This window comes from Luteimonas lutimaris (genome assembly GCF_039537065.1).
GTDB lineage: Bacteria > Pseudomonadota > Gammaproteobacteria > Xanthomonadales > Xanthomonadaceae > Luteimonas > Luteimonas lutimaris.
Genome location: NZ_BAAAZU010000006.1, coordinates 351926 through 365373, shown reverse-complemented (window position 1 = coordinate 365373; position 13448 = coordinate 351926). Strand labels below are relative to the sequence as shown.

Annotated in this window: 7 protein-coding genes; 2 read left to right on the top strand and 5 right to left on the bottom strand. The window is 72.8% G+C overall.

Annotated features, from left to right (window positions below; translation table 11 throughout):
* From ABD679_RS08205 to ABD679_RS08185, 5 genes are all read right to left on the bottom strand, one after another.
* On the bottom strand, nucleotides 1-7263 hold the full coding sequence (locus ABD679_RS08205) for a hybrid non-ribosomal peptide synthetase/type I polyketide synthase (protein ID WP_344759461.1): 7263 nt from the start codon (nucleotides 7261-7263) through the stop codon (nucleotides 1-3).
* On the bottom strand, nucleotides 7260-8219 hold the full coding sequence (locus ABD679_RS08200; protein WP_344759460.1) for a cupin-like domain-containing protein: 960 nt from the start codon (nucleotides 8217-8219) through the stop codon (nucleotides 7260-7262). The genes ABD679_RS08205 and ABD679_RS08200 overlap by 4 nt, the downstream gene beginning before the upstream one ends.
* 287 nt (nucleotides 8220-8506) lie before the next feature.
* Complete coding sequence (locus ABD679_RS08195) at nucleotides 8507-9340, bottom strand: alpha/beta hydrolase family protein (RefSeq protein WP_344759459.1); 834 nt, start codon at nucleotides 9338-9340, stop codon at nucleotides 8507-8509.
* A complete protein-coding gene (locus ABD679_RS08190; protein ID WP_344759458.1) occupies nucleotides 9337-10128 on the bottom strand; it encodes an alpha/beta hydrolase family protein in 792 nt (263 codons plus the stop codon). The genes ABD679_RS08195 and ABD679_RS08190 overlap by 4 nt, the downstream gene beginning before the upstream one ends.
* Nucleotides 10129-10166: 38 nt before the next feature.
* On the bottom strand, nucleotides 10167-10802 hold the full coding sequence (locus ABD679_RS08185; protein WP_344759457.1) for a phosphopantetheine-binding protein: 636 nt from the start codon (nucleotides 10800-10802) through the stop codon (nucleotides 10167-10169).
* Nucleotides 10803-10992: 190 nt separating this feature from the next.
* On the opposite strand from ABD679_RS08185, the gene ABD679_RS08180 reads away from it, so the two are divergent.
* Complete coding sequence (locus ABD679_RS08180; RefSeq protein WP_344759456.1) at nucleotides 10993-12669, top strand: GMC oxidoreductase; 1677 nt, start codon at nucleotides 10993-10995, stop codon at nucleotides 12667-12669.
* A gap of 83 nt (nucleotides 12670-12752) precedes the next feature.
* Nucleotides 12753-13439: a hypothetical protein gene (locus ABD679_RS08175; protein ID WP_344759455.1), complete on the top strand. Its 687-nt coding sequence runs from the start codon at nucleotides 12753-12755 to the stop codon at nucleotides 13437-13439.
* Nucleotides 13440-13448 lie beyond the last annotated feature (9 nt).

Genomic DNA, 13448 nt, shown 5'->3' with positions numbered 1-13448 from the left:
TCATCCACCCACTTTCATGAATTTGCCGTCCTGCGCCGGATCCGGCACGAACCAGGCCGGGCGACCGTCGGGCTCGCGCCCCAGGCGCGCGCCGGCCACGATCGGCTGCGCGGCGTCCATCACCGTGCGCGGCGTCGCCGCGTGGCGCGGCAGGAATTCCGATTCCTGCAGCTCGACCACCGATTCCTTGAACGCGTCGATGATCTTCTGGAAGTCCGCCTCGCTGTGCGCGGAGGTCAGGAAGCACGGGAAGTTGTCGAGGATGTGCACGCCGCGGTTGCGCATCATGCCGAACAGCAGGTCCTGCAGCGGATGGTCCTCGAGGAAGAAGGTCTTCCACACCGACGCGAAGTGCCTGACCTCGATCGGCGCACCCATGTCGGCGCAGAATGCGTTGAGCTCGTCGCACATCGCGGTGACGCGCGCGTTGAGCCGCTCCTGCAGCTGCGGGCCCTGCTCTTTCACGTGCTCGAGCACGGCCCTGGCCGCGGCCAGCGCCAGCGGGTGGCGCACGAAGGTGCCGGCGAAATAGGTCACGCCGACGGTCGGGATCGAGTCGTCACCGAACTGCCACTGGCCGCCGTCGAGCGCGTCCATGAACTGGCGTTTGCCCGCGATCACGCCGATCGGATAACCGCCGCCGACCACCTTGCCGTAGGTGCACAGGTCGGCGCGGATGTCGAACAGCGCCTGGATGCCGCCCGGGTGCGAGCGGAAGCCGGTGACCACCTCGTCGAACACCAGCAGCGCGCCGGCGTCCTGCGTGACCTGGCGCAGCTCGCGCAGGAACTCGACCGGCTGGAAGTCCGGGCGCCGGCTCTGCACCGGCTCGACCAGCACGGCGGCAATCTCGCCGGCGCGCTCGCGGATGATCTGCATCGACTCGGGCGTGCCGTAGTCGAGCACCAGCACGTGCTCGGAGGTGTTGCGCAGGATGCCCGGCGCCGCCGGCACCGCCTTGAGCTTGCGGGTGCCGCGCACGATCATCTCGTCGATGATGCCGTGGTAGGAACCGGTGAACAGCACCACGGTCTCGCGCCCGGTGATGGTGCGGGCCACGCGCAGCGCGCCGAGCACGGCTTCCGAACCGGTGTTGCACAGCGCCGCACGGTCGTGGCCGGTGACCTCGCAGACCAGCCTGGAGACCTCGCCCGCCAGCGGGTGCTGCGGGCCGATCTCGTAGCCCAGGTCGAGCTGCTGCTTCACCGCGTCGAGCACGAAGTCCGGCTGCCAGCCGAACAGGCTCATGCCGAAGCCGTTGAGCGCGTCGACGTATTCGTTGCCGTCCAGGTCCCACAGGTGCGAGCCCTTGGAGCGCCCGACCACGATCTGGTAGGTGATCTCCTTGGTCAGCGGGCGGAAGCCGTTGACCACGCGCGGGTCGGCCATGTGCGGGCGATGCTGTTCGGTGTATTCCTTCGATTTGCGGGTGCGGGCGATGTAGCGCTGCATGTAGGCGTCCAGCCGGCCGCGCTGGAAGTCGCTGAGCACGGTGTTGCCGCTGTTGTCGATGCGGGCGATGGCGCCGAAAGCCTTCTTGACGTCGTATTTGGTGTGGGCGACGGCAGCTTCTTCCTCGGCATCCGTCATCGGCGCAGCGGTGGCGGTGGCGGTGGCGGTGGCGGTGGCGGTGGCGGTGGCGGTGGCCGCGGGCGCGGGCGCGGGCTGCGCGGCGGCAGGCACGGGCGCGGCGACCGGCGCAGGCGTCGATGCCGACGCGGGCGCGGCAGGCATCACCGCGGCGCTGCCGCCACCGGCGAGCAGCGAGAGCTGCGCGGCCATCAACTGCATCTGCGCCTCGATCACGCCGCGCACGTAGTCGCCGCCGGCGGCCGGGGCGGCCATCGGCGCGAACGCGGGCATCTGCATCGCCATCGGCGCGGGCGCGGGCGCAGCCGCAGCGGCGGGCTGCGGCGCGGCGACGGGTGCCGGCGCTGCGGGCGCGGCCTCGGCCGGCATCTCGGCATCCAGCATCGCCGCCAGCCGGTCCATGCTGCTGCATTCGCCCATCAGCTGGCGGAAGCTGACCTTCACCCCGAAGCTCTTCTGCAGCTGCAGCGCCACCTGGGTGAGCATCAGGCTGTCCAGCCCCAGTTCCATGAAGTTCGCGCCGGTGTCGGCGTCGGACAGGTCGAAACCGGCGGTGTCCTCGAACACCTCCCGCAACTGCGCGAGCAGCCCCGGCAGGCGGCTGGGCGCGGCCTGCGGAGCGGCGGTGGGGGTGGCGGACAAGCCTGCTTGGGGCAGGGGTGCGGACATGACGGTCTCCAGAGCCGGCGTGGCGGCGATGGCGGGATGGGGAATGACGTTGGAGGGCGCCGCGACGGCCGCCTCTACCCAATAACGCTGTCTCTCGAACGGATAGGTCGGCAGCCGCACGCGGCGGCGCGCGGCACGGCGGTCGAACAGCGCCGGATCGATCGCGGCCCCGCGGCTCCACAGCTGGCCGGCGGCCAGGCGGACGCTCTCGAGCTCGGAAACGGGCCCGTCGGCCAGGGTCGACACCGCGGCGGCATGCTGCTTCGCCAGCATCGGGTGCTGGCGCGCCAGGGTGGCCAGCGTGGTGCGCGGGCCGACCTCCAGCACGACCCGCGCCGGCGTCTCCAGCACGCGGCCCAGCGCGGTGGCGTAGCGCACCGGCTCGCGCAGGTGGCGCGCCCAGTAGTCGGGCGAGGTGGCGGTGCCGGCGTCGAGCGGCTCGCCGCTGACAGTGGAAACGATCGGCAGCCGCGGCGCGGCGCGCTTCACGGCCTCGACCTCGGCACGGAACGGCGCCACCACCGCATCCATCATCGCCGAGTGGAAGGCGTGCGAGGTGCGCAGCGGGCGGCAGGCGACGTTGTCGGCCTCCAGCTGCGACTGGAAGCGCGCGATCGCCTCGAAAGTGCCGGCAACCACGCACGCGCCGGGCGAGTTCTCCGCCGCCAGCGACAGGTCGTCCGGCAGCCGCGCCAGCAGCGCGTCCACCGGCAGCCGCACCGACAGCATCGCGCCGGCCGGCTGCGCCTGCATCAGCGCGCCGCGGCGGGCGACCAGGCGCAGCGCGTCGGGCAGTTCGAAGACGCCGGCAAGCGTGGCGGCGACGAACTCGCCGACGCTGTGGCCGAGCATCGCCGCGGGCTGCAGGCCGAAGCCCATCCACATCCGCGCCAGCGCGTATTCGATCGAGAAGATCGCCGGCTGCATCACCGAGGTCGGCAACAACGCTTCCGCGTCGTCGCCGAACACCAGCTCGCGCAAGTCGAAGCCGAGCGCGTCGCGCAGCCCGTCGGCGCAGGCGTCGAAGGCGGCGCGGAATTCCGGCTCGGAGGCGTACAGCTCGCGGCCCATGCCGGCGTACTGGCTGCCCTGCCCCGGGAACGCAAGCACCACCTCGCTCTGCCGCGCGGGGCAGCTGCGTGCGATCGCGGCCTCGGTGTCGGGGCTGCGCAGGCGCGCGACGGCCTCGGCGCCGTCGCCGGCGCACAGCGCCACGCGGTGCGCGAAGGCCTTGCGGCCGACCGCCAGCGTCCACGCCACATCGGCGAGGTTGGCATCGGCGTCGGCTTCCAGGTGGTCGGCCAGGCGCTGCGCGGCGCGCGACAGCGCGGCCGGCGTACGCGCCGACAGCACCAGCAGCTGCGGGCCGTCCGCCGGTTCGGACGCCGCGGCCGGCGGCGCTTCCTCCATCACCACGTGCGCATTGGTGCCGCCGACGCCGAACGAGCTGACACCGGCCCGGCGCGGCACGGCGCCCCGGGGCCAGTCGCTGGCTTCGGCGTTGACGACGAACGGCGTCGCCGCGAGGTCGAAGGCGGGATTGGGCGCGCGGTAATGGAGGCTCGCGGGGATGCGCTGCCCGTGCAGCGCCAGCGCGGTCTTGATCACGCCGGTGGCGCCGGCGGCGATCACCGTGTGGCCGACGTTGCTCTTGGCCGAGCCGATGCGGCAGAACCCGGTGTCCGCGGTATGGCGCCGGAAAGCCTTGGTCAGGCCCTCGATCTCGATCGGGTCGCCGAGCGGCGTCGCGGTGCCGTGCGCCTCGACGTAGGAAATGCTGCGCGGGTCGACGCCGGCGTTGTCGTGCGCCATCGCGATCACCGCCGCCTGCCCTTCGCTGCTGGGCGCGGTGAAGCTGGCCTTGTCGCCGCCGTCGTTGTTGACCGCGCCGCCGCGCAGCAGCGCGTAGACGGTGTCGCCATCGGCGACGGCGTCGGACAGGCGCTTGAGCAGCACCACGGCGGCACCGTCGCTGAACACCGTGCCCTGCGCATCGGCGTCGAAGGTGCGGGTGTGCCCGTCGGGCGAGAGCATCGAGCCTTCCTGGTACAGGTAGCCCTTGCGCGGCGGGCAGTTGATCGAGGAGCCGCCGGCCAGCGCCATGTCGCACTGTCCCGCGCGCAGGCTGTCGGCGGCCTGGCAGATCGCCACCAGCGAGGTCGAGCAGGCGGTGTGCACGCTGATCGCCGGGCCGGTGAGGTCGAGCTTGTGCGCGGTGCGGGTGGCGATGTAGTCCTTCTCGTTGCCCAGCATCACCTGGAACTCGCCGACCTTGGCGACCAGGTCCGGGTGCGCCATCACGTGGTGCTGGAAGTACATCGCGTTGTACATGCCGGCGAACACGCCGATCGGCCCGCGCGCGGTTTCCGGCACGTGGCCGCCGCGCTCCAGGCACTCCCAGCACAGCTCGAGGAAGATGCGCTGCTGCGGGTCCATCAGCTCGGCCTCCTTCGGGCCGATGCCGAAGAAGGCGGCGTCGAACATCTCCACGTCGTCGACCACGCCGCGCGCCGGCACGTAGGCCGGATCGTCGCGCTCGGCGCCGACGCCGGGGTCGAGGCCGTCCTTGCCGAAGAAGGTGATGCTGTCGCGGCCTTCGCACAGGTTGTCCCAGAAGCCCTCGACGTCGGCGGCGCCGGGGAAGCGCCCGGCCATGGCGATGATCGCGATCGGCTCGTTGGCCTCGCGCCGCGCGTCGGCCTGGCGCCCGCGCGCCATTCGCGCCGTTTCGATCGCGGCCTCGCCGCTGCCCGCGAGCGCCGCGCACAGCGACGCCGGCGTCGGGTGCTGGAACAGCAGCGTCGCGGCGATCGGATCGCCGCCCCGCCCCGCCGCGGCGCGCGCGGCGCGTATGCGTTCGAGCAGGCGCAGCCCCAGCAGCGAATTGCCGCCGAGGGCGAAGAAGTTGTCGTGGCGGCCGACGCCATCGATGTCGAGCAGCTCGCCGAAGGCCTCGCAGGCCAGCGCCTCGTCGGCGCCGACCGGCGGCTCGTGGGCATTCGCCAGCTCCGGCCGCGATCGGTCCGGCGCCGGCAGCGCGCGGCGGTCGAGCTTGCCGTTGACCGTGACCGGCAGCGCGTCCAGCTGCAGGTAGTGCGCCGGCACCATGAACTCCGGCAGCGTCGCCGCCAGGTGCGCGCGCAGCTGCGCCATCGACGGCGCGGCGCCGGCGGCCGGGTCGGCGACGAAGTACGCCACCAGCTGCTTGTCGCCGGGGCGGTCGGCGCGCGCGAGCACCGCGCAGGCCTTGACGCCGGGATGGCCGGCAAGCGCGTGCTCGATCTCGGCCAGCTCGATGCGGAAGCCGCGGATCTTGACCTGGGTATCGCTGCGGCCGAAGAACTCGATGGTGCCGTCGGCGGCCCAGCGCACCTGGTCGCCGGTGCGGTACAGCCGGCCCTGGCCGGTGAACGTGTCGGGGACGAAGCGCTCCCGGGTCAGCTCGGGGCGATTGAGGTAGCCGCGCGCGACGCCGCCGCCGCCGACATACAGCTCGCCGACCACGCCCAATGGCACCGGCTCGCGCCGCGCGTTGAGCACGTACAGCGCGGTGTCCGGGACCGGGCGGCCGATCGGCACCGAGGCCAGGTTTGCCGGCAGCGTCGCCGGCACCGGCCAGGTGGTGGTGAAGGTGGTGCATTCGGTCGGGCCATAGGCGTTGAACAGCGCGACCTGCGGCATTGCCTCGCGCATGCGCCGCACGTGGTCGACCGACAGCGCCTCGCCGCCGGTGAACAGCTCGCCGACGCCCGCGAGCAGGCGCGGGTCCTCGTCGACCACCGCGTTGAACAGCGCGCAGGTCAGCCACAGCGTGGTGATGTCGTGGCGCGCGATCGACGCGGCCAGGCCCTTGCCGGTCGGCACGCCCTCGTCGTGCACGGCCACGCAGCCGCCGTTGAGCAGCGGACCCCAGATCTCCAGCGTCGAGGCGTCGAAGCCCAGCGGCGCGCAATGCAGCATGCGGGTGTAGGGGCCCAGCTTGATGTAGTCGACGCCGACCACCAGCCGCAGGATGCCGCGGTGCGGGATCTCCACGCCCTTGGGCAGGCCGGTCGAACCCGAGGTGTACATGACGTAGGCGAGCGCCTCGCCGTCGACGGCGACGTCCGCCTCGCCCGGCACGCCGTCGCCGGCATCGGCGTGGTCCAGGGTGATCGCGCGCACCCGCGGCGGCAGCGTGAGGTCGCCGCGCGCGTGGCCGACGATCGCCACGCGCACGCCCGCGTCGTCGAGCATGTAGGCCAGGCGGTCCGCCGGGTGCGCCGCGTCCAGCGGCAGGTAGGCCGCGCCGGCCTTGAGCACGCCGAGGATGGCGACGACGGCATCGATCGAACGCTCCATCGCGACCGCGACGATCTCGCCGGCCGCGACGCCGTGGCCGCGCAGGCGGCGCGCGAGCGCGGTGGCGCGGGCGTCGAGCTCGCGGTAGCTGAGGCTGGCGTTGCCGTCGGCCACCGCCGGCGCGTCCGGATGGGCGTCGCGCATCGCGGCGAAGCCTGCATGCACGCTGGCAAACGCCGGGCGCCCGCGCGCGTTGTCGTTCCACTCCACCAGCATGCGGTGGTACTCGTCGGGATCGATCAGGTCGACCGCCGCGGGGTCGTCGCCGCGCGCGATCGCGGCCAGCGCGCGTTGCGTGCAGGCGGACAGGATCGCGGCGGCCTCGCCGGTCAACGGCGCGCGATACGCGACGCGCAGCCGGCCGTCGTCGAGCGACAGCGTCCAGCACGAAGCCGCGCCCGCGGACAACGCGGCTTCGCCCACGGTCCAGGCCGTGGTGCCGCAGGGCATCGATGGTCCGGGAGCCGCATCCGGTCCGGCGCCGGTCAGGCGCCTTTCCACCAGTTCGAGCGCGGCATGCAGCAGCGCATCCGCGGGTTCGCCGCGGCCACGCAGGCCGGCGGCGATGTCGCCTGCGAGGGTCGCTTCCAGCGAGCACGGCGGCGCATCGCCCCCGGCATCGGCGCGGCAGGGAAGGACATCGAGCAGGCTGGGAGCGTTCATTGGGGTACCAGGGCAAAGCGTGCGCGGCGGCTGAGTTCCGGCCGGCCGGCAAGGGTGGTGGCGATGCGGCGCACGCCGACGCTGGCGGAGATGCCTGCGTGGGTCATGGCGTCGAACCAGGGATGGCGCCCGACCGGCGGCGGCGGGACGCCCGCCTCGCGCAGGATCGAGTGCGCCTTGTGCAGCAGCGCGTCGCGGCGGGTGGAGCGGGTGTAGTAGGTGAAGCTCGCAGTCACCGACGGGCCGTCGCCGTTCTCGACCAGGTGCGGCGCGGTCGACGGCATGTAGGCGCCCTCGCCCGGGCCGACGTCGAACACGTGGGCGCGCGCGCGGAATTCCTCGCGCCACTGCAGCAGGTGACGGTCGTGGTGGTGATGGAAGCGGTCGCGCGCGTGCTCGCTGGCCACCACGGTGTCGTCCGGGTCCCAGACGTAGATGCGCTTGCGGCCGTGCACCTGCAGGATGAAGTTGTGTTCCTTGTCGAAGTGGAACGGCGTCACCGCGTTGGGCGAGGTGACGAAGATCCAGCCCGAGCGGTGCGACATGCCGGGGTCGTGGCGCTCGACCTGGCCCTGGATGCTGTCGAGCACGGTGCCGACCAGCTCGCGGTAGGTCGGGTCGACCTGCACGTTGAGCAGCGACATCCAGGCGTTGGCCTTGGCGACGTCGGCGAGGGTGCCGGCGGCGCCCTTGCGGTTGGGGTGCAGCGCGGGCGCTTCACCGAACGGGGTGCCGGCGGTGGCGCTGCCGTCGTGGGTGCGGATGCTGCCGCGCGCTTCGAGTCGTTCACCGAGGCCGGCCAGCGCGGGCAGCTGCAGCAGCGGATGCGCGCACAGATGGTGGCGAACGGTCTGGACGCGCCACGGATCGAACGTGGCGTCGTCGAACTCGATCAGCGGGCCGTCGAAACCGACCGCCTGCGCCTGTCCCTGCTGCCAGCGCGGATTTGCCGCCATCTGTTTCCCCCGTAAGTACGCTGCGGATTCGCATCGCATACGGGGGCAAACGGATGCGGCTGCCCGTTCAGGCCAGACATCAACGGAGCGGAGCGCCGAGGCGGGAAGCCTGCGCGTCGGTTCGCTGCATGAACGCTTCCTGCAACCGGAGCGACACGCGTCGGGAGGAATCCTGCGGCGGGGGAAGAGCGATTCCCCGGCCGCCGGTTTCCCTCGCGCACCCAATCGAAGCCCTGCTGAAAACGACGAAAACCTCGTCGCCCCCTGATCCGGTCCTGCAAGCGACGTCAGGCGCCGAACTCGCGCTCCAGCCAGTCGCCGACGAGCGCCTGCAACCGCTCGCGATCGCGTGCGCGATAGAACGTGTGGTCGCAATCGCGCCAGTACGCCAGCCAGACATGCGGCGAACGCGCGCCCGGTCCCAGGCTCGCGGAAAACTGCCCGGCGTGGTTGAAGTAGCGGTAGGCGCCACCGGTGTAGACGAACAGCATCCGCATCCCCCGCCCCGCCATCGCCCGCATCTGCGCGACGGCCTCGGCGCGGGTCGGGAAATCGCGGAAGTTCGCCATGTCCGCGTCCGAACCGCGCCGGCGCCACCAGTGCCACAGCTTGCGCGGGCGCAGCCGCGGCGGCAGGTGGCGCAACCACCAGCCGACGTTGCGGTAGGCCAGGCCGTCGAGCATCAGCAGCCCGTCGATGCGCGGCCCGTTCGCGGCCAGGCGGAACGCGTTGTCGGCCGCGGAGCAGATGCCGCCGACGACGAAACGTCGCGCCCCGGTTTCCGCCGCCAGCAGGTCGATCGCCGCCGCGAGCTCCTCGCTGCGGCGGTTGCCCGTCGCCTTCGTCGACACCGCGCTGTCGCCAAGGCCCGACTGGTCGAAGCGCAGCACCGCGAAGCCGCGCGCGGCCAGCGCGCGCGCCAGCTGCACCGAGCCGCGGTGCGGCCCGCTGCGCTGGACCATGCCCGCGTTGAACAGCACCAAGGCCGCGTCGCGGCGCGGCGCCCCGGCGGCTGGATGGGTGATGGTCCCGACCAGGCCGTCGCCGAACCCATGCACGCTTTCGCCACCGGCCATGCCGGACTGCCAGGGCGCCTGTGCAGGCATGCCGAGCGCGTTCATGCCGCGGCCGCCAGTCGCGCCGCCAGCCGGTTCACGGCGCGGCGCGGGAACCACTGCAACTCGAACTGCCCGGGATCGTCCCAGTCCGGCGCGTCTGCCGCATCGAGCGCGATCGTTTCGACTTCGACGCCGGCCGCGCGCTGCCGCGCCACGAACGCCTCGTCCAACGGCGAGTGCGGCCAGCGCGCGACTGCCAGCCGGCTGCCCGCGGGCAGCACTACGCGCGTCCCATCGCACCCGGCCAGGCCGGCGGACAGCGCGGGATCGAGCACGAAGCCGAGCAGCTCGTCGCCGCCGCAGTCCACGTCCTTCGACAGGAAACGCCCGGCGGCGTGCAGCTGTTGCCCGTGCTGCCGCCGCCAACGGGCGACCAGCGCGCGCCCGTCGAGCACCGGGTCCCACAGCACCACGTCCACCGGCACGCCGGCGCGGCCGGCGTGGGCGAGCAGCGGCAACGCGGCCTCGCGCAGGGCAAGCCAGCGCGCACGGCCGGGCACGGAAGCGGCGAGGAACGCCGCAGCGGCGGCGACGTCGTCCACCAGTCCTTCAGCGCGCAGGTCGCGGCTGTCGCCGGGCGAGTCGCCGCTGCCGTGCCAGTCGAAGCGCAGCGTTTCCACGCCGGCGGCGGCCAGCGATTCGGCCAGGCTCCAGAGCGCGCGCTGGCAGCAGATGCCGTCCTGCAGGAGCGGCGCGCACAGCAGGATCGCGGCACGCGCGGTCGTGGCCGGCGCATGGCGCAGGCCGAGCAGCGGACGGTCCGGGTTGCCGAAGTAGAAGGGTTGGGGCATGTCGGAATGAATGGATGCGACGCGATCGCGGCTTCCGGTCATGAGTGTCCGGCCATGCCGGCACCGGCGCCGCGCAGCATGCCGCGGAGGTTGCCGGCCAGGCGGGCGCCGAGGCCCGGCGCCTTCGGCTTCGCGGCAGTCGCCGGCAGCTCGGCCGCGATCTGCGCCAGCGTCTGCGAGGCGAGCGTCATCAGCTGGATGCGCACGCCGGTGTCGGTCTTGACCCGGTTGGCCATCTGCACGGCGAGCATCGAGTGGCCGCCGAGGTCGAAGAAGTTGTCGTCCGGTCCGGCTTCGCGGCCGAGCAGCTGCGACCACAGCCCGGCCAGGTAGGCCACCCGGTCGTCCGTACCGCCGGTGGCGGCGTCGCGCGCAGGGGCGGCTGCGGCCGCGGGATCCGGCAGCGCGGCGCGGTCGACGCTGCCGTCCGCGGCCCGCGGCAACGCGGCGAGCAGCACGAAATCGCGCGGCACCATGTAGGCCGGCAGCCCGGCCGCGGCGTGCGCGCGCAGGTCGTCCGGCGTGGGCGACGCACCGGCGACCGGCTCCACGTAGGCCACCAGGCGCTCGCCGCGGATGGCGGCCACGCTGGCGACCACCCCGGGATGCGCGTCCAGCCGCGCCTGGATGGCCTGCAGCTGGGCCTGCATCCGCTGCTCGCGCACTGCATCCATTTCCACGTTTGCTGCCTCCCCGATCCGGTCCTGCGCTGGAGAACGGCAAACCGGACGGGCGCCGGCCTCCCCGCCGCGGGCCGGCCACCGGCGGCCTTCGCGGCGGCTGGCCAATTCCGGCGCCGATCTGCGTTGCACTCCTCAGGCCGCGGAAAGCCGGTCGGTCCGACCACGTTCGGGAGAAGCCCGCTTGCTCATCGACTACAGGAACACCTCCACCCCGGCCGACATCGACGTCGAGCTGTGCATCATCGGCGCGGGCGCGGCGGGACTCGCCATCGCCTGCGCCTTCATCGGCAGCCGCACGACGGTCTGCGTGGTCGAAAGCGGCGGCCGGGCCGGCGAGGAAAGCGCGCAGTCGCTGTACGAAGGCTCCTCGATCGGCGCAGTGCCGTTCGATCCCTCGATCTCGCGCATGCGCGTGTTCGGCGGCAGCTGCAACCTGTGGGGCGGCGGCTGCATCCCGCTGGGCGAACTGCACCCGCGCGAGTGGGTGCCGGCCAGCGGCTGGCCCATCGGCTACGACGAGCTGCAGCCGCACTACGCGAACGCACGCGAGTTCTGCGGCATCGCCTCGCAGGAGTTCGTGCACGACTCCTTCCTGACGCGCCCGCGCCGGCGGCCGATCGAGTTCGACCGCGGCACGGTCGTCAACAAGATCTTCGCCCGCAGCCCGGTGCTGTTCGGGCGCAGCTGCGGACCGCGGCTGGAGCAGGCGCCCAACATCACCGTGCTGCTGCACGCCAACCTGCTGGAACTGGAGGCCGTGCCCACCGGCGAAGCCGTGCGGCAGGCCCGCATCGGCTCGCTCGACGGCCGCCGCGGCACCGTCCGCGCCCGGCATTACGTGCTGGCCTGCGGCGGGATCGAGAACGCGCGCCTGCTGCTGCTGTCCGACTCGGTGGTGCCGCACGGGCTGGGCAACGCGCACGATCTGGTCGGCCGCTATTTCATGGACCACCCCAGCGGCAAGCTGGGCGTGATCCACACCGACGATCCCGGCCGCCTGGCCCGTCCCTACGACCGCGACATCGACTACGCCACCTCGTTCCCGGAGATCTGCCTGTCCGACGACGCCCAGCGCGCGCATCGCATCCTGAGCGGCCGGGTGCGGCCGTTCGCCGTCGAGGGTCCCGTGCCCAAGGGCATCCGTGCGCTGCGCGAGCTGAAATCCACGCTGCAGGCGCGCCACGTCGACGAGGACGGCCGGCTGGCGTCGCGGCTTTCGGCACGCAAGAACGGCGAGCCGGCGTCCGGCGTCCGGCTCGACGCGGCCGGCACGGACGGCCTCGCCCGGCAGGCGCTGCGCGTCGGGCTGGGCATCGGCGACATCGCCCGCGGCGCGGCCCGCAAGCTGGCGCGCAGGCCGACCGTCGACCCCGACCACGTGGCGCTGGTGGGCTACTTCGAGCAGGTCCCCAATCCCGACAGCCGCGTCACTCTGGGCGAGGAGCGTGACGCGCTCGGGCAGCGCAAGGTCTGCGTCGACTGGCGCCTGACGCCGCTGGACTGCCGCACCTACCGCACCGCCGCGCAGCTGTTCGGCAACGAGCTGGCGCGCGCCTGCAACGGCCGCTTCCAGCCCGAACCGTGGGTGGAACGCGAAGACGACATCGCGCCCCCGGTCTACGGCACCTCGCACCACCTGGGCACCACGCGCATGGCCGACACACCGGACAAGGGCGTGGTCGACCGCGAATGCCGCGTGCACGGCATCGACAACCTGTACGTGGCCGGCAGTTCGGTGTTCCCCACCGGCGGCTGGGCCTTCCCCACCTTCACCATCGTCGCCCTCAGCCTGCGCCTGGCCGAACACCTGCGTTCGCGGCTCGAACTGGCCTCGCTGGTGACGCCGTTCATCGTCTGAACGCCGCGACGCATGGACACGGACGCGCCCATGCCCGGACCCATGCCGCCACAGGCTGCAGGCGCAGCCGCGGAGTGGTCGCCATGAACGACGACTTCTCCCGCCTGTACGCGCACCTCGGGCTGCGGGAGGACTGCAGCCTGGACGAGTTCAAGCAGGCCTGCCGGCGACGGATCCAGGACCAGCATCCCGACCGTCTGCACGCGCGTACCGGCCATCGCCGGCCGGCGGGCGAGCCGCAGATCCCGCTGGTCGAACTGCTGCCGCTCTATGCCAAGGCGCTGCGCTTCCACCGCCGCCACGGCAGGCTGCCGGGTGCGCCCCTGCATGGCGCAACGTCGCTGCATGCCCAGGACTTTCCGCCGGCCGCGCAGGAGGCCGCCATGTCCGTGCGCCGGCGTCCGTCGCGGGCGCGGGAAACGCGCCCGGGATCGCTGCGCGGCCCCCTGCTGGCTTCGCTTGGCGTGGTCGCGACGCTGGCGCTCATCGGCGGCTGGAGCGACCGCCAGGATGCGCCGCCGCGCACGCCCGACGATGCGATGCCGCTGTCCGATCCCGGCCTTGCACAGCTCGGCGAAGCGCCGGCCCGGCTGGAGATCGGCATGGACGAGCAAACCGTGCGCGCCATCCAGGGCGAGCCGCTGCAGTGGAACGGATCGGAGTGGGTCTACGGGCCGTCCTGGCTGCGCTTCGAGGACGGCTCGCTGGTCGACTGGTACAGCTCTCCGCTGCATCCGCTGCACACGTCCACGCGCACGCCGCCGCGCTGACGCGGACTT

Coding starts and splice junctions, on each gene's coding strand:
- ABD679_RS08205 (WP_344759461.1), bottom strand. CDS start 7,263: ATGAACGCTCCCAGCCTGCTCGATGTCCTTCCCTGCCGCGCCGATGCC.
- ABD679_RS08200 (WP_344759460.1), bottom strand. CDS start 8,219: ATGGCGGCAAATCCGCGCTGGCAGCAGGGACAGGCGCAGGCGGTCGGT.
- ABD679_RS08195 (WP_344759459.1), bottom strand. CDS start 9,340: ATGAACGCGCTCGGCATGCCTGCACAGGCGCCCTGGCAGTCCGGCATG.
- ABD679_RS08190 (WP_344759458.1), bottom strand. CDS start 10,128: ATGCCCCAACCCTTCTACTTCGGCAACCCGGACCGTCCGCTGCTCGGC.
- ABD679_RS08185 (WP_344759457.1), bottom strand. CDS start 10,802: ATGGATGCAGTGCGCGAGCAGCGGATGCAGGCCCAGCTGCAGGCCATC.
- ABD679_RS08175 (WP_344759455.1), top strand. CDS start 12,753: ATGAACGACGACTTCTCCCGCCTGTACGCGCACCTCGGGCTGCGGGAG.